Origin of the sequence: Cupriavidus sp. UBA2010 (genome assembly GCF_002335265.1) — a bacterium.
GTDB classification, from domain to species: domain Bacteria; phylum Pseudomonadota; class Gammaproteobacteria; order Burkholderiales; family Burkholderiaceae; genus Cupriavidus; species Cupriavidus metallidurans.
This window is the reverse complement of the sequence record NZ_DDCI01000004.1, coordinates 1-21,587: the sequence shown is the minus strand read 5'-3', so window position 1 is coordinate 21,587 and position 21,587 is coordinate 1. Positions and strand designations below refer to the sequence as shown.

Sequence of the window (21,587 nt, the reverse complement as noted above, 5' to 3'; positions counted from 1 at the left end):
GGCCTCGCCTTACAGGATGCCGGTGGCTTCGGTGAGCAGCCAGATGCCGATCACGAGCAGCACCGCGCCGATGGCGACCGTGAGGCCGAATTGGCCCCAGGTTTTGCGACCAGTGTGGATTTCCGCGTAGGTGCCGTAGGCGTGGTAGCACACGCCAATGAACATCGACGCCACAACCAGCAGGGCCACGAGCATGATGATGTCGTAGCCGTAGTTCCTGATCGTTTCCATGATGCCGTTGCCCGTGCCGCGGGTCGGGTTCTCCAGTTGCGGCAACCCCTGCGCGAACGACAGCGCGGGCAGCGCGGCGGCGCCCAGAGCCACGGTGGCGCGCTGGACAAAACGGGAAGTGAGGATGCGGTTTTGCATGGTCAGGCCTTTCAGGTCAGGAGAGGAGGAAGAAACTCAGGACGAGGTACATCGCGACGAAGCGGATGCAGACGCCGAGGAACTGGCGCTGGTTGAGGTGGCTCTCGGACCACCCCACGTAGGCCGTTCGGATGGCCCAGACGCCCCAGACGAGCAGGACCGCGAACACGACGCCGACCAAGACGGTCGCCATCGCGGAAGGCGCGATGCCGCTGTTGGCTTGAAATGCCGAGACCTGGGCGCCGTTCATGGCTTGACCTCCGCGGTCGTCGGCGATGGCTCGACGGCCCGCTCAGTGCGGTAGTCGCCGGCCAGTTCGGAGGGGTCGCGCGGCTGGGCACGCGAAGGTGAGAGGTGGGCCTGGATACCGGCGCGCACGCGCGCTAGGTCAGCCAGCAGCCGCGGGTAATCGAAGTGGTAGCGCTCTCCCGGCTGGATGGGGGCATGCGCGGCGCTGTCGGCGACGGTGCGCTCCAGCGCGTCGAGCTGGCGCAGCGCCGCGACCAGTTCCTGGCGCTGCGTGGGGGGCTCGGCCAACGCCATCGGGGACTGGCCCAGCAGGAGGGCCGTCACGAGAAAAGTGGGCACGCCGCGATGCGCGGCGCGCAGCCAGATCGGAGCCAACATCGCGCCATTCCTGTGAAATCAGCAATGGCTTGATCGTGGAGATCAGGGCTGCTTTAGGCCACAAACAATAGGAACTGGGGCCGACCGGATTAGGTGCGCAGCGATCCGCAAATACAGGAGCGAACGACGCTTTGTTCTACAGTGCGTCCCAAGAAGATGGCTGTCCAGCACCCGGCCACAAACCCAGGGCGACGAGCCGTTGTTCCTTATCAGGCCACTCTTGTTTGCTGCGGCATGCGACTGTCCATCGCGCCGCGGCAACGCTGGGCTGCTGAAGGAGCGCCTGGAAGTAGATCGCATCCACGGGGGACAGAGAGTGGCCAAGCACGACGACCTTCTGGATGGCTCCCAACGCCTGAAAAAACGTCCTATGCTGGGCGATCAGTTCCTCGGAACGCTTGAAGGTGGCTGAGAAGTAGTCGTCGATGATGTCGTTGGCTTCAGCCACCCGGGTATCGATCTCCTCGATATCCGGACGGTCGTTGAGCGAGGGGCGGGATTGGGGATTCCAGGCGTGGCCCAAGACCAACTCATCGTCTGCCGCATCGGATCGGCCGTGGATGTGCAGAACACGTGCCAGATCGATGCCATAGAGAGTGTCCAACGTGCTCGTGTAGTTGAAGGTCAGGAACAGCGCCTGTGGATCCAGCGTCGCAAGCCGTCGCGGGGCGGTGTCGTGTGTCGGGATGGGCAAGTCTCGGATCCATTCGGCAAAGCGCGTCCGAAGCCCCTTGGACAGTCGCTCGACGACGTTCCCCACCTCGTACTGAAAGTCGTGGTGCCCTGAATCACTCCAGTCCTCGGCACCATAGGCCCCCATGAAGTGCCCCAAGTTGTCGACCAGCATATCGGCATCCAGTTCAGCCAGGGCTAATTCCAAGTCGCACCAGTCGTCTCCGGCTGGAAGGTAGTCCTCGACCTCGCGATGAATGTCCCGGTCTGTGGCCAGGACATACTCCTTGAACTGTCCGAGGCCCGATGGAATGCCGTGCCACAGGTCGAATCCATTGCCGACTACATAAAGCGTGGTGGGGTGCACGGTGTGCTCCTTAGGTCCCAAGAATCCGAAGTGTCTGGGCATTGAAGGTTATGGTCGATATAGTAATATCAAATAGCGTAAATAACCCATTTGAGGAGTCAGTCATGAGCGTCGTTGCAGACCGTCTCGGCGTGTCGACCCTTGTGGGTACGCCCAAAGAGATTCAGGCTCAACTCGCTCGGTCGCAGGCTGACCACGTGCTGGTGGTGGCGTTCGACCACATCAAGCCCAGTGTTTTCGCGGCATTGGCGGAAAACTTCACCAACGTCGCTTCATCCATGTTCGAGGTGCTGCTTGAACGTCAGGACCGCGAATCGCTCGAACGGCTGGCAGAAATGCTCGTGCCGCGCAATCCGCTGTCGCCCCGGCTGCTCAAGGAAGCGAGCCTGCTGGTGCAGGCGCGTAAGGCGGTGTTGGAAAGTGGAGACTGGTTGACCGCCGCGAACATCGCACAACTCGCGGAACTGAGCACCCGGAACCCGAGCGCTCAGCCCAATAAGTGGAAGAAGCAACGCCAAATCTTCGCTATCAACCACGGTGGCATCGATTACTTTCCGGACTACGGGCTGGATCGTGACGCTGGTTTCCGTCCACTGAAATCGCTGGCCAAAGTGATTGAAACCTTCGAAGGACACAAAGACGGCTGGGGCATGGCTTATTGGTTCCGCTCCGAAAACAGCTTCCTGGGTGGAAATCGTCCCCAGGATCTACTCGCTTCGGCACCGGACCGTGTCATTGCGGCCGCTGTGGATGAAATTCTTGAAATGACCCATGACTAAGCGATGCGCCAATCTGCCCGCCGATGGCGAGCCACCTAGTGAACCATCCTCGGCCGCGTCTGAGCCTTCGCACAACGACGTCGGTGCCTACGATGCCGTGCTCGAATTGGCCGACAGGATCGGAGTGTCCATTGTCCAGGGGAAGAGTTGAATGGAATGCTTCCGGATCGATGAAAGTGGTTATACCGGCTTTGACCTGATGAACCCTGAGCAGCGGTTCCAAGGAGCGACGGCCATCGCCATTGAGGATGACGAGGCCGGGCGCCTGATCCGGGAGCACTTTCCCAAGCTTCAGGCGGACGAACTCAAGTACCGGGCGTTGGCTCGGCGCCCAGCCAATCACCCCCGTCTGATGGCGCTGCAGCGCGACTTGCTAACCGACCACAAGTGCGTGACCTACGTCTGCGACAAGCGCTACCTGTTGCTGCTGATGTTCCTGGACTACGCGGTCGAGCCGTTCTACTACGAGCGCGGCATGGACTTCTACGAAGACGGGCAGAACTACTCGCTTGCGTCGCTGCTGTATACGGTTGGACCGACGCTCCTCGGCAAAGGCGCGCTCGACCGGCTGTTGGTCAGCTTCCAGCGCGCGGTGAAGGAAAAGAGCTCGGAGGCGCTTGGGAACCTGATCGATGCGGCGTGCGCATCGCGCTGGTGGGAACTGCCGGAAGCGCTTGGCCCGCTTGCGCAGTTCGCTGCCCCTGAATGCCTGAAGGCGATCGTCACGCCGGGCGTCAACACCGATGCTGCTTTCGTGGTGCTGCAGTCCCTGGTCAGTCGGATGGAAATCATGGCTGACGGCCCGTATCGGGTCGAGCACGATCAGTCCAAGAACCTGCTCACTTATCACGACCTGCTGCAGCGGTACATCCGCCATGAGAAACCGATCACGTTTCGTCAATCGGAGATCGCCAGCATCACCTTTCCGCTCAAGCTTCAGTCCGTGACTCAGATCGATTCAAAGCACAGTCCTGCAGTGCAAGTGGCGGACGTGATGATCGGCGCGGCCATCGAAGCGGCGAATACGCTTACCGGACAACGCGCCGGGGTACTGGATGCCGAGAAGGTCATGGCGCTGTACGCCGATCATCAACTGATCCATATGCTGCCCTCGATCGACTTCGAGGAGCAAAAGCGTTTCCGTCAGGGATCCCAAGCGGGGCAGGTCATCGACTATTTTGCTGAGAACTTCCACAAACCGTAATAGCGAATGGAAGCATGACCCGCCTGTGCCTACTGCGCTGGCGACCGATCAACATCATCAAGGACGCCATCGAAGCGTCTTCCTGTGTAGAGGGGGCTGCATGGCAAGCATTCATTCGGAGTACCACCGCTTCTTGGCGCACTTGGCGCAACGCCAGGTGTGTTGATTTCCAACCAGAATTGACCCACTAGCCCCCGGTTTTTCCATCTCAATCTGACCCACGCATTAACCCTAGCCTGCTGCTTTTATGTGCAGCAGGAGACCAGGAGTGATTGACGTGGCTACTTTGAGTGTCATCCGGCGCTGGGCTCTGCGTGAGCACCTGTCCATCCGAGAGATCGCCCGCAGAACTGGGCTTTCTCGCAATACCATCCGCAAGTATTTGCGCTCCGACGTTGTGCAACCCCAACTTGCACAGCGCACCATCGCCACCAAGCTCGACCCCTTCGCCAGCAAGCTGTCTGGCTGGTTGCGCACAGAAGCCAATCGCTCTCGCAAGCAGCGGCGCACGATCAAGCAGATGTTTCTGGACTTGCAGGCATTGGGCTACACAGGCTCCTACAACCGAGTCGCTGCCTTTGCCAGAGTGTGGAAGGCTCAGTGTCATGCGACTGAGCAGACATCAGGGCGAGGCGTTTTTGTGCCCCTGGTCTTCGGCGCTGGCGAAGCCTTCCAGTTTGACTGGAGCGAGGATTGGGCTGTCATTGCGGGTGTGCGCACCAAGCTGCAAGTGGCTCACTTCAAGCTCAGCCACAGCCGAGCCTTCTATCTACGGGCCTATCCGCTACAAACCCATGAGATGCTGTTCGATGCCCACAACCGTGCCTTTGCGGTGTTGGGAGGCATCCCTAGGCGAGGTATCTACGACAACATGCGCACAGCCGTTGATCGTGTCGGCCGTGGCAAGCTCAGAGAGGTCAATGCCCGCTTCAGTGCGATGGCCAGCCACTTCCTGTTCGAGGCACAGTTTTGCAACCCGGCCTCGGGATGGGAGAAGGGTCAGGTCGAGAAGAATGTTCGGGACGCTCGCCATCGTATCTGGCAATCTGCACCAGCGTTTCCGACACTCAGAGCCCTCAACGATTGGCTAGAGCAACGGTGTCAGCAGTTATGGCAAGAGATTGCGCATGGCCAATTGCCTGGCTCTGTCGCGGATGTTTGGGTCCAGGAGCGCCCAGCCTTGATGCCCATGCCTCGTCCGTTTGACGGCTTTGTCGAGCATGCCAAACGGGTCTCGCCCACCTGCCTAGTTCACTTTGAACGCAATCGCTACAGCGTGCCAGCCTCTTATGCCAACCGGCCTGTGAGCTTGCAGGTTTATGCCGACCGCCTGGTCGTCGTGGCCGAAGGCCAGTTCGTCTGTGAACACCCGCGCATCATTGAGCGCAATCACCAAGGCTCTGGGCGTACGGTCTATGACTGGCGCCATTACTTGGCCGTATTGCAGCGCAAGCCTGGCGCATTGCGCAACGGTGCGCCGTTTGCCGAGTTGCCAGACGCATTCAAACGACTGCAAGCTTTGCTCCTGAAGCAACCTGGCGGCGACCGTGAGATGGTGGAGGTGCTTGCCTTGGTGTTGCAGCACGATGAGCAGGCCGTCCTGGCCGCTGTCGAGTTGGCTCTTGAGGATGGCGTACCCCGCAAGACCCACATCATCAATGTCTTGCACCGCCTCATTGATGGAACACAGGAACCTGAGCCCATCCATTCACCCCAAGCCTTGGCCTTGATCGTTGAGCCACAAGCCAACGTCGTGCGCTATGACCAACTCCGACAGGTGCGCCATGCGTCATGACCCCGCCATCGCTGCGATCATCATCATGCTGCGCCAACTCAAGATGTTTGGCATGGCCCAGGCCGTGACAGAACTTGCCGAGCAAGGCTCACCAGCCTTTGAAGCAGCACACCCCATACTGTCGCAACTGCTCAAGGCCGAGAGTGCTGAGCGAGAAGTGCGCTCCATTGCCTATCAGCTCAAGGCAGCCAAGTTCCCTGTCTACAGGGACCTGGCGGGCTTTGACTTCGCCCACAGCGAGGTCAATGAAGCCTTGGTACGCAACCTTCATCGCTGTGAATTCATCGATAAAGCCAACAATGTGGTGCTTGTCGGTGGACCCGGTACTGGCAAGACGCACATTGCTACGGCACTGGGTATTCAGGCCATTGAGCACCACCGTCAAAGGGTGCGCTTCTTCTCTACTGTGGAATTGGTTAATGCCTTGGAGCAAGAGAAGGTACAGGGCAAAGCCGGACAGCTCGCCCACAGGCTGGTGCATACCGATCTGGTGATACTCGATGAACTGGGCTATCTGCCCTTCAGCTCATCTGGTGGTGCGCTACTGTTCCATCTGCTGTCGACGCTTTACGAACGCACCAGCGTGGTGATCACCACCAACCTGAGCTTTAGCGAATGGGCCAGCGTGTTTGGCGACGCCAAGATGACTACGGCCCTGCTGGACCGCTTGACCCACCACTGCCATATTCTGGAAACAGGCAACGATAGCTACCGCTTCAAGCACAGCAGTGCAGTCCAACAACCGTCCACAAAGAAGGAGAGAAACAAAACCTTATCCACATCTTGAGCCTTACGGCTCAAGCCAAAGGGTGGGTCAGTTTGAGATGGAAATTGCGGGTCAGTTCTGCGTGGAAATCAACAGTCCGGGGTTCGGGCGACCAGCGGACGCTCCTGGTTCTGCGCATTGCGGGCCGGGGCGGTGACCGGCTGCTGCGCCCAGGCGGGCAATTGGGCGGATGCCAGCAGGAGCGCGGAAAGGATGATCGACGGATTCATGTGGTGTGCTCCGGTCAGGGAATCGCCACGCGACGGGTCTGGTTGCCGGCCTGGAACACGGCGGTGTTGCCCTCAATCGCCTGTAAGTGCCACGGGCCGAGCGCATCACCTGGCAGCAGCACCTGAAGCTGGTCAGGCGTGAAGTCCGCACTGCTCGGCGCAACGGACACGCTGCGCTGGCCAGCGCGCAATTCGGCGCCGACGACGCGGAACGGCAGCGGCGGCGGTTCGGGCTTGGCGGCGGCCTTGCCCGATGCGCGCGGCTGGGCGGGTGCTGCGGCGCGCGGAACGGGCGCAGCGGTCTGGCGCGCCTTGATCTGCTCGACCTCCGCGCGCAGCGCCTGGAGGTCGTCGGCCGCTGCGTAGCCACTGAGAGATTTCTCAACCTGGGCAGCGCGTGCTTCCAAGACTTGGCGGGTGTCTTTGAGGTCTGCCGCCGTTGCGACGGCCGAACGCTGCTGGATGGCCTCGATCGACTCGACCAGGCCCGCCGCCCGGGCTTCCAGGCGTTGCAGGCGGGAATCCAGCCGTTCCTGGTCGGCCTGGTCGTTCATGGTCTGGTAGCCCAAGGCTACGAAGACGCTGAGGCCGATCAGCCAGAGCCACAGAAGGCTCTGCACCATCACGACGGCGGCCGGGCGCCGGGCAGACTGTGGGGCGCTCATGGCTGGCCTCCCGAAACCGAAGGCTCCAGCGGGAACGTCTGCACCGCCTCGGCGGCGGGTGGCTCGGATGCGGGTTCGATGACCGCGCTGTCGGCGGGCCGTTCGAAGCAAATCTGCCGTGCGCGATCATCCGCGTGCAGTTCCCAGGCCGGGCCAGCCAGTGTGAGCAGCGCATCGCGCAAGGTCATGGGGCCGAGGTGCAGGTGCGCCGCCGGCAGCGGCAGCGCGTACAGCTCGATTACCGCGTGCGCCGTCTGGCACAGGCTGTAACCGCTGCGCTTGAGCACATGCCGCAGCCCATCGCCGACGGTGGCGCGGGCATCTTCGGGCATGGACACGTCGATGGTCTGCAACAGCAGGTCGCGTTGCGCCGCTCTGGGTGCCAGCTCGACCAGCGTGTAGCGACCGTAGCGCACGACGGGGATGTACTCGGGCGCCTCGGGTTCGGGCGTGGCCAACACTTCCTCGATGGCATCAGGTGCGGGCGGCGCAGTCGTCGTAGCGCAGCCGCCAGCCAGCACCGACCAGAGCAGGCCGAGGACTCCTGCCAGCAGGCGGCGTTCGGGATGGTGAAACCAAGGTGGAGAGGGGCACATAAGCTCGGCGTCCTGAAACAACGAGCCCTCACCATCGCCGCTAAGGCCCGGGGCAGCAGCAAACAATGCGAACCACGCTGCGTCCGATTTGCCGGCAGCGGTCTAGTCGAACAAAAGCGGCCTTGAGGGCGCCGAAACGGAAAAGCTCAGTCGCGGTCGGCGGATGGAGGCCGGCCGCTTGACTGCTACTATTTGTTAAAACACCAGTGGACGGGGGCGTAAATGAGGGTTTCTCGGGTCAGGTTGATCAATTTCGCCAATTTCTCGGATGTTGATGTCGAGACGGGGGAAAGTATCGTCATCGTGGGAGAGAACAAGGTTGGCAAGAGCAATTTCATTCGCGGCCTGCAGTTGATCCTTGATCCGGGCTTGTCTGAACGCGATCGACAACTGGGGCTTGAACATTTCTGGGACGGACTTGGCGAAGACAAGGTTGGTGCGACCATTGAGGTCTCTGTGGATCTAACGGACTTCACAAACGATCCCCGGCTGATGGCTCACCTCAACGATTGCGTGATTGATCCTGGCCCACCCATGGTGGCCCGACTCACCTACCGCTTCCAGCCTAAGGCGGGCCTGGGGCGCGCCCCGGAATCGTTGAAGGACTATGAGTATGTGATCTTCGGTGGCAACGATCCCGAAATGCGTATCGGCGGCGCACTTCGCCGGATGTTGCCAATAGATGTTCAGGTAGCCCTGCGTGACGCTGAGAAGGACCTTGCGAGCTGGCGCAATTCGCCATTGAGGCCACTCATTGAGGATCTTGCCGCGTCGTTGGATGATGACGCCCGTGAGGAGATTCAGAATCAGGTCGACCAAGCACAGCGAGAGCTGGCTGGACACGAGGAAGTGGTAGCGACAGCAGAACGGATCAGCGAACGGCTGATCGCAATCGCCGGGGGGCAACATGCTGTCCCGGTATCGCTCGGACTTGCACCTACACGAGTGGATGCATTGCTGCGTAGCCTTCGGCTGCTTATCGACAACGGTGTTCGCGGTGTCGGCGATGCCAGCCTAGGAACGGCGAATCTGATCTTCCTGGCCTTGAAGAGCCTCGAACTCGACCGTCTCGTCTCCGAGGGGGAGCGCGACCACACATTCTTCGTCGTCGAGGAGCCCGAAGCGCACCTGCATCCGCATGTCCAGCGTCTTGTCTATCGCTACTTTCTCGGCACAAGAGCGGAAGATGAGGACGAAGCCCCTCCACTGACGACAATTCTCACTACTCACTCGCCGCATATCGCAAGCGTTACACCGATTAGGTCCATCGTTCTCCTGCGTCATAACGCAACGGACGGGAAAACCGTCGCGGTTTCGACCGCGAACACACCTTTCACACAGAGGGATGAAGACGACCTCCAGCGCTACATCGACGTCACTCGCGGAGAAATATTATTTTCCCGGGGAGTGATTCTGGTTGAAGGGGACGCCGAGCGCTTCATCATTCCCGCGTTCGCCGACGCCCTCGGGATTCCTTTCGACATACTTGGAATCACTGTGTGCTCGGTCGGGGGGACGAACTTCACTCCTTATGTGAAGCTTTTGGGCCCTAAAGGGCTAAATATTCCACATGTAATTTTGACAGATCGCGACCCGGTCAATGGCAAACCTCCACTAGCCCACAGGCGATTAATTAATCTCTTAAACGAGGTCGATGACGAATATGGTTACGATGACCTGGATATAGATGAGGTGCTCAAATACGCCGCAGAGTTTGGATACTTCGTCAACGAGAGCACGCTGGAATCCGACCTATTTGCCGCCGGAATGACCGAGGCGATGAAGTCGGTAATCGAGCAGGAGTTGCCGCTGAGGCAAGTCACCCGGGACGCATTGCAAGAGTGGGTGGATGATCCGGATCAGGTCGATGAAGACCGGCTGCTGAAGTTGATTGAACGGATTGGCAAGGGGAGATTTGCACAGGCACTTGCGCCGTCGGTGTCTGAGGACGTTTGCCCGGCCTACATTCGCTCTGCGCTGGAGCATATCCGCGATGCCGTCGCGTAACGTCGGTACAGCCTACCTGGCGCAGGCTGCCGAGTTGGCTGGAAATCCAGGGCAGTTGGCAGCTTACAACTCTCAAGGACATTGTGTGGTACTCGCTGGTCCCGGGAGCGGTAAGACCAAGACACTCGTCCTAAAGCTCGCCCGCATCCTGGCCGAAGACGTCGAGGCCCCTCGTGGCGTTGCGTGCATCACTTATAGCCAGGAGTGCGCTCGCGAACTCGCTCGCCGAATTGAAAACTTGGGACTTCAGCAGGCACCTAATCTTTTCATTGGTACGGTCCATGGGTTCTGTCTGCGTCATCTCTTGATGCCGTATGGACGCCTGGCCGGCCTGCCCATATCTTTCCCACTTTCGGTAGCCACTCAACGAGTCAGTGATCGGTTGTTGAAGCAAACTGGAGATGCGCTTTTCGGCCAGAACCATCCGTACAAAGTTATTGACCTCGGGCGGCATCGCCGTTCCGTGCTCAATCGAAATAGCGTCGCTTGGCGTAGCGAGGAGGAACTCGCTGCCTGGGCCGAGGCCTACGAGGCCGCTCTGCGCGACGAGGGGCTGATTGACTACGATGACATGGTTGTCTTCGGCCAGCGTTTGATCGCCGAGCACGACTGGGTACTACCTCTGGTTCAGGCAAAATTCCCCGTGCTCGCGGTGGATGAGTACCAGGATTTAGGCGTGGCACTGCATCGCATCGTCAAACGCCTTGCCTTCGACGGGGGTGTCCGACTTTTCGCTGTCGGGGATGCGGATCAGTCGATATATGGATTTACGGGAGCTGATGGCGCGTTGCTCATGGAATTGGCGGCTCGCAGAGACATTGAGCCTGTCCAGCTTCAATTAAATTACCGTTCTGGTGCAGGGATCGTGACTGCGTCAGAGATGGCGCTTGGAGAAGCCCGAGGCTATCAAGCGAGCGATCCTGCGCGACAAACGACCATCGAATTTGTCCTGCGCCCGGGTGGTATGGCGGACCAGGCTGCGCACGCCGTCGCGCAGATCATTCCGGCGGCCTTAGCCTCCAAGCCGGGACGAACACTGGGCGATATCGCGATCCTATACAAAGACTATCGCGCAGGCGATATCGTGGCTGAAGCTGTGGCAACCGGTGGTCTCGATCACATCCGTGTGGATACCGCAGCACCTTACCGCAAGGTTGCCCTAACAAGTTGGGTAGAAGATTGTGCGGCGTGGTGCGCGGGTGGCTGGCGTGTTGGACGCCCACAATTGCGTGGACTACTCGACCGCTATCGCGCATTTCATCGGGCGAGCTTGGACGATTCACAGGCCAAGCGCGAAGAGCAAGAGCTAACCGCCTTGCTATGGGAGCTGCGTGCTGACCAGCAACCTGCGCGAGAATTTGTTGCTTCGCTGCGCAACGGTGTAGTGGATCATCTGCTGGCGGCTGAATTGGCGCTCGCTGATCAGAAGGAGCAACTGGATCGCATGACGGCAGCGCTCGCTGAAGGCGGTGCACTGGCTTCGCTAGACATCACGAGTTTGGGCGGTCGGGACGGTTCGCCCGATCACCTGAATCTGCTGACACTGCATTCCGCAAAGGGCTGTGAGTACGACGTCGTCATCATGGTTCGACTCGACCTCGGAAATCTGCCGTGGCGCAATGAAACTCCAGAGAAGTTGCGCGAAAGTCGCCGGCTCTTCTATGTGGGACTCACACGTGCTCGCGACGAGGTCCACATGCTGTATTCGGGCTTCGTTGATGGCCGCTATGGCCCTATGCGCTTTGGGCGCTCGCCATTCCTTGATGAGCTGGAGGCGCGAATGCGTGCCGCTGGCATTTGAGTGTGAACCCGGGAATCTGGAGTGTCGGTGCTGCGTCGGCGCATGTCGAGCAACACCACAGTCGAGCTACATCTTTGCAGCCAAGCGATTGGCTGCGAAACGCTCGCGCGCGAGTCTGGCGGCGTTATTCATCGAGTCTAGGTTATCGATACACCATAGACCGTTGATGCAAAGAAAGCGCTCACTAAGCACTGCTTCAAGTATGTTTGGAAGGGTTGCGTTGAAGAATCCGGCACCCTTGACCGTTGGGGCCGGATCTAGCTCAAGCATCGCGACCGGCAGGTCAGAAAGGCACGGGCCGAAGTGGCCGGCCGAAGGGAACTTGCCCCCAAACTCGGTGCGCAGACGCTCCTTTCCCATGCTCTTGGTGAGAGTGCTATATCGCTCCTGCCGCAGCAACCAAAGAGACTTGATGCCCGCCTCGCGGTACCGCTCTTGGCGTTTACGGTAGTCACGGAGCGACTGATACGATCTTTGGATCTCGACAGCCAACCTAACCCCATTGCGCTCACCCCAGACATCAGCCTGCCAGCGACCTGCATCACCCGAACCCGGCATTTCAACCGAGGCACGGAATCCAAGATCTTCAAGCACGCTGCGCACAAGTATCTTGGCCGCCAGGTGCCATTGGCTTTCTTCGGAAGTACTGCACGCACCTCCTAGATGCGCGAAGAAGGGGTACCCATTAGCACTAACCTTGGGAATCGCTGGAGCGTTGCAGCAAGGCATCAGCAGATCACCGACGCAGTACGCCCGTTGCAACTCTTCCCACTGCGCCTGAGACATATGCAGTGCGTTGGCTGCACCAGTACCATCTGCATATGCTGCTTCGATCACCATAGCCATAGTGCCTCCTTGAATCTCGGTATTGTCTGATCAGTTTAGCCTTCCCCGCGCTGGGACCGGGGCGGTGATCGAATCCTCCGAGCAGCAATTTCCTAGAAAAATGCCGGCACCCCCGAAAGGATGCCGGCAGACAGCAGATCACGCAGTTACCAATTGCCGGGCCAATGCGACCTCGACGGAATCACCATCCTGGTTCAGGACATCGAGCCCCGATTCGGGTACATCGCCCGAAGTGGACTGCGAGACCATGATCTTCTTGGCCATCAGCTCCAGGCAGGTCATCTGCGAGGAGCCGGCGTAGCCCAGGTAGATCACACGCACGGGCTGCTTCTGCCCGATGCGCCAGGAGCGGCGTGCCGCCTGCTGGAGCGAGTACACGTTGTAGCCCGACTGCATGAACACGATCGTCGGAAACTCCAACAGGTCCAATCCCGTCTTGACAAGCTCGGGATTGGTGATGAGCACGTCGATGCCACGGTCCAACTGCTCGGCGATCCAGTCCTCGCGGCGGCTGGCATCCACGCTCGCGCGCAGTACCGCCACTTTGAAGCCTTCCTGCTCCAGCAATACCTTCAACCGGCTAGTCGTGTCGCGCGTGCCGGTATAGACCGTGTAGGCCAGAACCTTGCGGCCCTGTGCTTTCTCTTCCCTGCAGATGTCGATCAGCTCACGCTCCTTGGGGCTGATCTCGAACTCGTTGAACTGAGCCGGGACGAACGCCAAGGTATTGCGTGTGCGCGGATGCACCACGGTCTCCGACCGGAAGCAGCAGTCCGGCCAGGCCAGCAGCACGTTGAGGACCACACCCAGCAAGGTTGTATCGCGTCGCGCCAGAGCCTGTTTCAGCTCCGCGGTCAGCCGACCCGCCAAATCGCGGTAGGCCGCGGCTTGCGCCGTGTCCATCGCGACTTCACGGAACTCCTCGTCATACGGTGGCAGAACGTTGCCGCCGATGTCTCTGAGTTTGAGGAAGATCGTGAACGGCAGGATGCAGCGCAGCACGCCCTTGGGGCCGAAGCCCGGAGCTTTGACCGTTCTGACACTGACTTTCGTGCCTTTCGCGGTCTTGTGCGCCGTCCCGGTGCTCTCGGAATAAATGTCCTTCAGGACACCGTGATCGCGCATGAACGCCATCGCGGCCGAGGTCATGCTGCCGCTCGTGGTCGGGCGGTAGCCGTCTTCGATCATCCGCCCCGGAAGGGCTCGGAACAGCAGGTGAAAAAGATCATCACCGTAGCCGCCCATCAGCGTGCCAGTCAGCAGCAAGGTCTTGCGAGCCTTCGCCGCCAGCACGCCCATGGCCTGGCCCTGGGCACTGCCCCCGTTCTTGTACTCATGCGCTTCATCAGCGATGAGCAGGTCGAACGTACCTTGCGGCAAGTACCTCTTGATGAACTCCGAGGGTTGATAACCGCCCTCGCCAAAACCGAACTCCATGTTGGCCATCGCACGTTCCATGCGCGTGGCTTGACGGTCGGAAAACACCAGCTCGCCGTTGCCGTCCATGAGGTTGATGAACTCATGGATGTTGTCGCCCAGCATCGACGCCAGGAACCCGTCGCCGAACTTCTGCATCAGCTTCTGCGCGGTGACTTCCCCGATCGTCGGGATGCGCTTCAACGCTTTCAGCACGGCCGAGGACTGGTCGCTGCCGGACAGGCTGCGCGGGCGGATCAATGTCCACAGGGGCGCGGCGCAATGGCTGCACTTCCTGCGGTACTCCTCGGCTTCGAGCGCGACCGGGTTGACCGGCTCGCCGTCGAGGTCGGTGATGACCGTGCCGCAGTCAGGGCACGCTGCCACGTCGCCATGGCGGGTGCGCCGCGTGGTGAAGACAGGCTTCCAGTGGAATCCCATCCGCATCCTGACGCGCCCCAGGACAAAGAACTCCTGGCCCGTGGGCTGCACACCCAACTGCTCGCGCAGCTTGATGAGCTTGACGAGCGTATCCGGCCCATTGAGCACCCAGACCTTGGCGCCTGCCACCGTCTCCTGGATCTCGCGCCGCCACTTGTAGACCAGGTGCGGTGGAGAAAGAACCAGGGTACGGCGATAGCCTTCGGCGTTGAGCACGGCGGCTGTGGCGATACCAACGGTCGTTTTGCCGCAACCCATCTCGCCGTTGACGATCGCGGCGTGTTCGCCACGGTCGATCAGCAGCTCGGCGGCGGCATGGACGACTTCGGCTTGGGCTTGGAATAGCTTGCGTTTGAGGCTGGCGACGACGAGTTGACGATGCGCCTGCGGCTGGCCGGTATAGACCGGCGGATTGGCGCTGTTGAGGGCGTCGAGCAGTTCGTCGCCGAACTCGCCGACAAAATCCTGAAGGCTCAGGGTCAGAGGGTTGGATTCCGCGTCGAGCAGTTCGCCCTGTACGGGCGTGGCTTCGGCGGTAGTGTTTTCGAGATCGAGGGACATGGTGATGCTCCAAAGAAAATGGGGCATGCACCACCCCCAAAGGGGCAATGGCCTGCCCCAGGGTGGGAAGATCAATCGGCACACGGCCGACGGTGGATGGAAAACGCAGGCGCTGGCGGCCTGCTGGTGAAATGTGCTTAGTCTTCGGACGGCAGCACGATGGATGTGAGATGGCGTTTCGCATCGGTGACGATGCGAATGCGCAGCGCACGATGAATCACGTAGTGCGATTCCAGCAAAGCACCCGATTGAAGTGCGATGCCGTTGGCTTGCCATTGCCCGTCGCTGACGTCCCCCCAGTCGCCACGGACATGGCGACGGAAGTACGGAATCGGGTCAAGACGACCGGCGCGGACCAGGCGGTCGATACCTTCGCTGAGGATGAGTGCACCTACCGGAAACAGCAGGTCCTGGCAGTAGGTTTCGATGTGTCGGGATGCCATGGATTCCTCCTTGATGGATTCATTGAGCCACGACACCCCTGGCGGAGTGAAGTGGCTCCGTCAGGTGACTGGGATGACGATGGGTGACTTCAGATCATGTCGCGCTCTTCGGGAAGCTGGACAACCGTGGTCTGGTGGTCTTCGCTGGTCTTGACGATCAGAACCAGCTCCGGCGTGATCCGGTAGTAGGAGATCATCAGGTTGTCCTGTTGGAGTGCGACGTCGTTGGCTTGGCGGGTGGCCTTGTCGATCTCGCCCCAGTCACCGCGCACATGGCGCTGGACATAGGTCAAGGGGTCGATCAGGCCTTTGCGGGCCAACCAATGCACCTTCTCGCTCAACTTCAGCGAGCCCGGTGCGAACAACGGTTGCTTCTGCGGCGCGGGCCGCTTGAACAGATTTGGGAACATGGTGTTTCTCCTTCGATGTGGTACAGCAGGACAGCAGCGCGTCCGGTGGATTAACGAATGGTCAAGACGTCGCCCCGTGTCGGGGAGCCAGGCGTCATGTCCCACGCGCGGATGACAGGTACGAACTTGTCGGTGAGGATGCGGGTCTCGGCGATGGAGCCGTCTTCGCGTTCGGTGAATTCCCGCTGGAGCGTCTTGTCCTTGTGGGTGTCACCTTTGACGACGAGCACGCGCCCCGTCTTGGAGCGCACAACCCCCGAGATCGCGCCTGCGGCCAGAGCCAGGGCGAGATGCCAGTGGGACAAGGCCCGCGCCGGTGGACGCAGCGACTGCTGCGCGGCCCCCAGGTGCGTGTCCAGCGACGGCCAAAGGCCTTGCAGCCTGCCAACCTCGTCGGCGAACTGCTCGGGCTCCATCGTCACGCGGAAGAAATGCTCCGGCTCGGCCGGACTGGCGGGGACGATGTACGGCAGGAACGGCCATTCGCTCGGCAGTTCGTCAGCTTCGATCTCGCCTTGCCCAACCTGCAGCAGCAGATTGCGCACGGCCTTGACGCCATCCGAGGCCTGCTCGCGCTGGCGCACCCGCCGGCCGAAGATCACAACTTGCTTGAACTGCGTTTCCACCGCTCGGTAGATACGCAGATCGGTGTAGTGGCGCGTCAACCAGCCGACCAGCTCCGCGTCGAGCACGTAGCCGGGGACGATGAAGACCAGCACGCCGCCGTATTGCAACAGCGACAGCGAACGCTGATAGAACAGCTTTTCGAGGCGGGCACGGCCCTGGCCCTGATAGCCGATGTTGCCGTTGACGTCCTTGGACAGGTCGCCATACGGTGGATTCAGCCACAGTAGTCCGAAGGACTGCTTGGAGATCATCGTGTCCATCAGGTCCGCGTGCAGGCAGTGATCGACCAGGCCGCGGGCATGGCGCGCCCGCTCGGCGTCGAATTCGACGGCGAACGCCTTGGTCTGTTCGCGCCCGAGGGCATGAGAGGCTTCGGCGATTGCCACGCCTTCGCCGGCGCAGGGATCGAGGATGCACATCGGCCCGTCGCTGGGCATCAGTGCGTTGAGGGCTCTTTCGAGCGTGGGTTCGTCGGTCGGGTAGTACCCATTTTTGGCGAAATTGCGGGCGAGCCGCGGGAACATGAGAGCCATGGAAGTCTCCTGGTTGGCGGGGATGAATGACGGAAGCACGCCAAGGCGTGCCTCCGAGGGTGGGTCAAGCCGCTACCGCTTCCGGCGTCCAAATCTTGGCCGGATAGGGATAGGCGGTGAGCGCGTCACTGCGGATCAGGGAGCCCAGCGCCAAGCTCAGCGCCGGCACGTCGATGGCGAGCCGATGGCCTTCCAGCGGCCCGAGGGCGAACGGAAGGCGGGCCAGCATCTCGCGGCTTTGCAGCAGTTCCAGCACGGTCTCGCGCCAGTGGTCGAGCAGCGGCAACGGGCAGGTGTCCCGCACCAGCATCCACAGGCGGTCAAGCCGGTGGGCGCTGTCACGTGGCAGCAGTGCCAATGCGCTGGCGTTGGCCTTGTCGGGCTTGACGCAGCGCCGGTCGAACAGCCACACGTTGGACAGCGAACCGAACAGCGTTCGCCGGTAGGCGCGCGTGATGCGCTTTTCCAGGCGATCGACGTTGCCGATGAATACCGGGACGCTGCCGCCCTGGTCGGTGATGACGTGGAACTGGTCCAGTCCCTGCTCGTCGCGCCCGAGGGTCAGGCGTGCAAGGAACTGCTGGACGGCGGTGTCCCGCGCCCAGATGGACAGGAAGATCAGGTTGCCCTGGTCATCGCCGACGCAGGCGTCGGCCATCACGTCCGGGCATTCGTCGATGCGGTACAGCGTGGAAGAAGTGTTTGCGGGCATGGTGGTGTCCTCGGATGAACGGGAACAGCACCGCCCGCTGGGGCAAGTACTGCCCCAGGGGGTGGAAGAAAACCGCTCAGTCCGGCTCGAACTGTTGGGTGTGCGGATTGAAGTGAAGCGCCTCGTCCACCGCGGTGATCGGCGTGAAGCCGTCCAGGTAGATGTTGTTGAGGTACTGGTCGCGGTAGGTCAGCGCCTGCCGTGCCTGCTCCTCGGTGAGGCCGTTGTCGATGAAGTACCCCAGCATTTCCTCGTCGGAGGAAACTTCGTCGTTGGACAAACTGCCTTCAACGAGCTTCAACAGCGAGAGCGGGAGTGCAGCCAGGATCGGGTCCATGTCGGTTCCTCCTGGCTCAGGCCAACAGCGCCGCGGCGGGTGCCGTGACAGCCGTGGGTGTGCGCCGCCGTGCGTGGTAGGCGCGAACGCCTGCACGCCAGTCGGCGGACTGCTCCGGTGCGAGGTCCAGATAGGACAGCGGGCACGAGTAATAGTACGGATGCATGGACTCTTCCAGCGGCTTGTAGCCCCACTGGTTGCCGCTTCGTTCCAGCAGATCGCAGCGGATGTAGCGCAGGGACTGGCCCGGCGCGAGATCACGATGCACACCTTCGACCTTGGCGGTCAGTTCGACCACGGACCACAGCACGTTGCTGCGCAATGCGTGAGCGATAACCTTCGCGCTGACGCGCTCGGTCTGCTGTGGTGCGATCAGTTCCGCGATCAGTTCAGACCGCGATTGGGGAGAGAAATACCAGCCCATGAGAGGCCTCCTCGAAAAGTTGAGCTGGAGGCCTCCCCGTGGGGAAGAACCCCCAGTGGGTGATGGAATGCCGCAGGTGCAGCGAAGGAAAACCTATGCCTTGCCCTTAGTCCCAGTCGTCATCGTCGCGATCACAACCAGCCGGGCAGCTGCCGAACTCGATCCCATGCGAGCAATAGCCGTGCTCCGCATTCCAGTCCTGGGTTTCCTGCCGTTCGGCCGGTGTTGCGTAGTCTCATTCCTGTGCGATCTTCAGCGCCTGTGCGCGCTGTTCTTCGGGCAATCGACCGAGTTGCGCGTCGATCGCCGAACTGAAGCGTTCGACGTAGTAGTCGTGAGACAGTCCGCAACCCTTGGTGGCTTGTGCGGCTGCCGTCTCGCAGAGAGCCCGCCACGCGGGTTCATCCAGCGCGGAGCGGGGGATATCGCAAGCGATGGTGGACATGATGAAGACCTCCAGAAGATGGCCAGGGCCTCCCCCGCATGGGGAAGGAACCCCGGCGGGTGGATGAAGAACACCGCGCATGCGGCGTCTGCGATCACGCAGGTTGCAGTTCGGCCTGGCGGCTCCACTCCTGCGTCTTGAAGTCCAGCGCGTAGCCCAGCTCGCCCAGGCGGACGATCTGTGCACGCAAAGCGCGGCGGTCGATGGTCGAATCCAGTTTCACGGACTCGCCCAGCGGCCACAGCAGGCCGAAGAGCGCGGGGTCACCGTCTTGGGTGCTGCCGGGGGCAGCAGCCTCAGCAGGTGGCGGCGCATCCACGCCAAAGGGCGTGGTATCGACCATCGGGTCCGCGGACGCCTGCACGGGTGCGGGCTTGGCGGGCCTGGACGCTTTGGTGGGCTTGGCCGGCGTTGCCGCAGGCTGCGCCCCTTGCTCTTCATCGAGCGGATCGACGTCCTGGGTGGCGAAGCTGCGGGCTTCGTCGCGGCTGAGTTTGTCGATGCCGTTGAGCGTCATGCCGTCGAGGCTGGCACGGATCTCGAACCGCATGCCGCCGCCGACCGGATAGGACTTCGGGAAGATGTACCTGATGATGAATTCCCCGTCGTACTTGCCTTCGGGGTACTGCTCCAGCTCCGGGTCTTTGACCTCGAACGTACCGAGGTGCGTGGCGAGGCGGCCAACCGTGAACGGGCCGTTCTTGCCGCGGATGGTACGCAGCGTGAGCTGGCCGGGGACGACGATGGGCGCAACCGATTTCTCGGGTGCCAATGGGGTTGCCATGATGGTTCTCCTGATGATGAATGACGGGCCGCCGACGGCACCCGGTGGATGAGAGGAAATGGCTTCGCCCGAGGTGGGCGAGGTCCGCGTGGCATCACGCCTTGAGCTGGCGCATGCCTTCGGCCAGCAGCCACAACGCCCGGTTCAGGCGCAGGTTCTGGTCGATGCCTTGCACCGGACGGGTGCGCTGATTGCGGCCGTTGGCCGTGCGTCCGTTCAGGCCCCCTTTGACGAGGTTCTCCTGGACGCGGTTGAAGACGGCCCACAGGTCGTTCTTGCGGTCGTCCCATCGCCGGGGTGCCAGCAGTTGGCACTCCGTGACAGGCGTGGACTTGGCTGGATCGTCGTACTTGAGTGCGAGCGCGGAGTTTGCAAAGACCTCCGCTTCGCCCTCATCGAGGGTGATGGTGCGCATCGCATCGCGCGCGTTCTGCACGCGCTCGAAGCCGTCGAGGACTCCGTAGGCACCTTCGATCACCTGGCTGACCACGTCGCCCTTGTGGGGAACGCGGATGTCGGCGGTGGTGTCACCGCAAACCAGGCCGTTGTGGCAGACGAACCGGAACATGCCGGCGAGCATCTGATAGCTGCTCGTGCCGTCATGGCTGTTGAGCAGGATGATCTCGTTCGCCTCGTCGCCGTTGATCTGGCTTGCATGGCGAAGTCGGATGAGGTGCTTCGTGTACTCGCGCCGGTCTTCGTTGCGCACGCGCGTCTGACACACCATGAAGGGCTCGAAGCCCTCCTGGCGCAGCTTGGTCAGCACGGTCGAGGTCGGTATGTAGGCATACCGATCGGACCGGCTCCCATGTGGAGCGTCGGCGAAGATCGACGGAACGACGGCACGAATGCGGTCGTCCGAGAGTGGGCGATCAGAGCGCAGGATCGGGGATTGCGGAGCAAAGCGGGATACCAGAGACATGGCTGATCTCCTTTGAGAAATTCGACAACCGCGTGGCCGTGAGACCACGCGGAACTCGGGGGATGAAATGCGCAAGCACGCGTCCTGGGGACGCGGCGTACGTGGGGAGGAAAAGCGACAAGGCCCCGTGAGAGGCCGTGCCGGATCAGAACGAAGCAGCCAATGCCGGCTCCTGCTCCTGGACTTGCGCCTCGGGCTCGCGCTCGGCGGGCTCGGTGGCCGTGTCGATGGCATCGTCGGCTTCGGACGCGGATGCGTCTTCGGCCGGCGGCGCCTCGGCTTGCGCCTGGCTCGTCGGATAGACCTGGGTGCCGTCGATCTTGATGAGACCGATGTGGACCAGCGTCGATTCCAGGCTGGCGGCCGGTTCCCCGGCGTGCTCACCCTTGGTGCGGATGTACGGATCGATCTTCATGTCGTTCAGACGGAAGGCGATCAGCACCTTGCGGTCACCCTCGATGGCCTGAACGCACCGGCGAACCAGGTGCTCGGCTTCCGGGGTGGCGACGATGGTGTCGAAGTACCGATACTCCGGTTCATCGACAGGCCCGGCCAGTGCCGCGACGGTGCAAGAGAGGAACGAGTCGCCAGCTTTTGGGGTGACGTCCTTCACACGATTGAGATAGCCGATGCCGCGGGTGATCAACTCGTGCTGCTCGATCGAAGCCAGTTCGGCCCGGTCGATCAGTTCGGCCTTGGGCAGTCGCGCCTTGAGGGACGCGGCGGCCTGACCCTTCTGCTCACCCTTGTCGCGGATGTACACATCGCCCCACAGGTCACCGAGGCGAAAGCGCACCAGCGGGCGCTG

General features: G+C 61.3%; 23 protein-coding genes and 2 pseudogenes. 6 read left to right on the top strand and 19 right to left on the bottom strand.

Annotated features, from left to right (window positions below; translation table 11 throughout):
- Window positions 1-9: 9 nt before the first annotated feature.
- The 4 genes from B2246_RS01225 to B2246_RS01210 all read right to left on the bottom strand — a co-directional run bounded on the left by B2246_RS01225 (window position 10) and on the right by B2246_RS01210 (window position 2,035).
- The gene (locus B2246_RS01225) at window positions 10-369 is read right to left on the bottom strand and encodes a TIGR03745 family integrating conjugative element membrane protein (RefSeq protein WP_009876604.1); all 360 of its coding nucleotides are present in this window, start codon (window positions 367-369) and stop codon (window positions 10-12) included.
- Between the two features lie 16 nt (window positions 370-385).
- A complete protein-coding gene (locus tag B2246_RS01220; protein WP_009876603.1) occupies window positions 386-619 on the bottom strand; it encodes a TIGR03758 family integrating conjugative element protein in 234 nt (77 codons plus the stop codon).
- A complete protein-coding gene (locus tag B2246_RS01215; protein WP_009876602.1) occupies window positions 616-996 on the bottom strand; it encodes an RAQPRD family integrative conjugative element protein in 381 nt (126 codons plus the stop codon). Before B2246_RS01215 ends, B2246_RS01220 begins: the two co-directional genes overlap by 4 nt.
- A gap of 136 nt (window positions 997-1,132) precedes the next feature.
- Window positions 1,133-2,035, bottom strand: coding sequence for a bacteriophage abortive infection AbiH family protein (locus tag B2246_RS01210; protein WP_017514686.1), 903 nt, complete (start codon window positions 2,033-2,035; stop codon window positions 1,133-1,135).
- Window positions 2,036-2,139: 104 nt separating this feature from the next.
- Between B2246_RS01210 and B2246_RS01205 the strand changes: the two genes are divergently transcribed.
- The 4 genes from B2246_RS01205 (at window position 2,140) to istB (ending at window position 6,600) form a co-directional block, all read left to right on the top strand.
- Window positions 2,140-2,814 (top strand): hypothetical protein, encoded by a 675-nt coding sequence (locus B2246_RS01205; RefSeq protein WP_011871451.1) that lies wholly within the window; start codon window positions 2,140-2,142, stop codon window positions 2,812-2,814.
- Between the two features lie 151 nt (window positions 2,815-2,965).
- Window positions 2,966-4,018: a DUF3800 domain-containing protein gene (locus B2246_RS01200; protein WP_011871450.1), complete on the top strand. Its 1,053-nt coding sequence runs from the start codon at window positions 2,966-2,968 to the stop codon at window positions 4,016-4,018.
- 268 nt (window positions 4,019-4,286) lie between these two features.
- Entirely contained in the window at window positions 4,287-5,813 is a 1,527-nt protein-coding gene (gene istA / locus B2246_RS01195) for an IS21 family transposase (RefSeq protein WP_286962376.1), read from the top strand.
- Window positions 5,803-6,600, top strand: a complete 798-nt coding sequence (gene istB / locus B2246_RS01190; RefSeq protein WP_269199104.1) for an IS21-like element helper ATPase IstB — start codon at window positions 5,803-5,805, stop codon at window positions 6,598-6,600. Before istA ends, istB begins: the two co-directional genes overlap by 11 nt.
- Before the next feature lie 74 nt (window positions 6,601-6,674).
- On the opposite strand, the pseudogene B2246_RS01185 reads toward istB, so the two are convergent.
- The 3 genes and pseudogenes from B2246_RS01185 to B2246_RS01175 all read right to left on the bottom strand — a co-directional run.
- Window positions 6,675-6,809: pseudogene (locus B2246_RS01185) on the bottom strand (TIGR03759 family integrating conjugative element protein); the annotation flags it as partial.
- Between the two features lie 14 nt (window positions 6,810-6,823).
- Window positions 6,824-7,474: a hypothetical protein gene (locus B2246_RS01180; protein ID WP_286962374.1), complete on the bottom strand. Its 651-nt coding sequence runs from the start codon at window positions 7,472-7,474 to the stop codon at window positions 6,824-6,826.
- Window positions 7,471-8,070 carry a PilL N-terminal domain-containing protein gene (locus B2246_RS01175; RefSeq protein ID WP_020924956.1) on the bottom strand — a complete coding sequence of 200 codons (600 nt, stop codon included), beginning with the start codon at window positions 8,068-8,070 and terminating at the stop codon, window positions 7,471-7,473. Before B2246_RS01175 ends, B2246_RS01180 begins: the two co-directional genes overlap by 4 nt.
- 222 nt (window positions 8,071-8,292) lie before the next feature.
- On the opposite strand from B2246_RS01175, the gene B2246_RS01170 reads away from it, so the two are divergent.
- Window positions 8,293-10,077, top strand: a complete 1,785-nt coding sequence (locus B2246_RS01170) for an ATP-dependent nuclease (RefSeq protein ID WP_011871446.1) — start codon at window positions 8,293-8,295, stop codon at window positions 10,075-10,077.
- Window positions 10,064-11,878 (top strand): ATP-dependent helicase, encoded by a 1,815-nt coding sequence (locus tag B2246_RS01165; RefSeq protein ID WP_286962372.1) that lies wholly within the window; start codon window positions 10,064-10,066, stop codon window positions 11,876-11,878. The genes B2246_RS01170 and B2246_RS01165 overlap by 14 nt, the downstream gene beginning before the upstream one ends.
- 66 nt (window positions 11,879-11,944) lie before the next feature.
- On the opposite strand, the gene B2246_RS01160 is transcribed toward B2246_RS01165, so the two are convergent.
- The 12 genes and pseudogenes from B2246_RS01160 to B2246_RS01105 form a co-directional block, all read right to left on the bottom strand.
- A complete protein-coding gene (locus B2246_RS01160) occupies window positions 11,945-12,724 on the bottom strand; it encodes a competence protein CoiA (protein ID WP_017514159.1) in 780 nt (259 codons plus the stop codon).
- Between the two features lie 138 nt (window positions 12,725-12,862).
- Window positions 12,863-15,142, bottom strand: coding sequence for a helicase-related protein (locus tag B2246_RS01155; protein WP_286962371.1), 2,280 nt, complete (start codon window positions 15,140-15,142; stop codon window positions 12,863-12,865).
- 137 nt (window positions 15,143-15,279) lie between these two features.
- Entirely contained in the window at window positions 15,280-15,585 is a 306-nt protein-coding gene (locus tag B2246_RS01150) for a hypothetical protein (protein ID WP_009876590.1), read from the bottom strand.
- Window positions 15,586-15,674: 89 nt separating this feature from the next.
- Window positions 15,675-15,995 (bottom strand): methyltransferase, encoded by a 321-nt coding sequence (locus B2246_RS01145; protein WP_100773606.1) that lies wholly within the window; start codon window positions 15,993-15,995, stop codon window positions 15,675-15,677.
- 50 nt (window positions 15,996-16,045) lie between these two features.
- Window positions 16,046-17,179, bottom strand: coding sequence for a DUF6094 domain-containing protein (locus tag B2246_RS01140; RefSeq protein ID WP_286964015.1), 1,134 nt, complete (start codon window positions 17,177-17,179; stop codon window positions 16,046-16,048).
- Between the two features lie 40 nt (window positions 17,180-17,219).
- A complete protein-coding gene (locus tag B2246_RS01135) occupies window positions 17,220-17,867 on the bottom strand; it encodes a hypothetical protein (RefSeq protein ID WP_003098901.1) in 648 nt (215 codons plus the stop codon).
- 76 nt (window positions 17,868-17,943) lie between these two features.
- Window positions 17,944-18,204 (bottom strand): hypothetical protein, encoded by a 261-nt coding sequence (locus B2246_RS01130; protein ID WP_003098905.1) that lies wholly within the window; start codon window positions 18,202-18,204, stop codon window positions 17,944-17,946.
- Window positions 18,205-18,220: 16 nt separating this feature from the next.
- Entirely contained in the window at window positions 18,221-18,628 is a 408-nt protein-coding gene (locus B2246_RS01125) for a hypothetical protein (RefSeq protein ID WP_003098908.1), read from the bottom strand.
- 106 nt (window positions 18,629-18,734) lie between these two features.
- Window positions 18,735-19,073, bottom strand: a pseudogene (locus tag B2246_RS01120) (hypothetical protein).
- Between the two features lie 94 nt (window positions 19,074-19,167).
- A complete protein-coding gene (locus tag B2246_RS01115; protein WP_003098913.1) occupies window positions 19,168-19,857 on the bottom strand; it encodes a DUF3275 family protein in 690 nt (229 codons plus the stop codon).
- 94 nt (window positions 19,858-19,951) lie between these two features.
- On the bottom strand, window positions 19,952-20,779 hold the full coding sequence (locus B2246_RS01110; protein ID WP_003098915.1) for a DUF932 domain-containing protein: 828 nt from the start codon (window positions 20,777-20,779) through the stop codon (window positions 19,952-19,954).
- 145 nt (window positions 20,780-20,924) lie between these two features.
- On the bottom strand, window positions 20,925-21,587 hold a 663-nt coding region (locus B2246_RS01105), incomplete at its 5' end, for a DUF3577 domain-containing protein (RefSeq protein WP_286964014.1).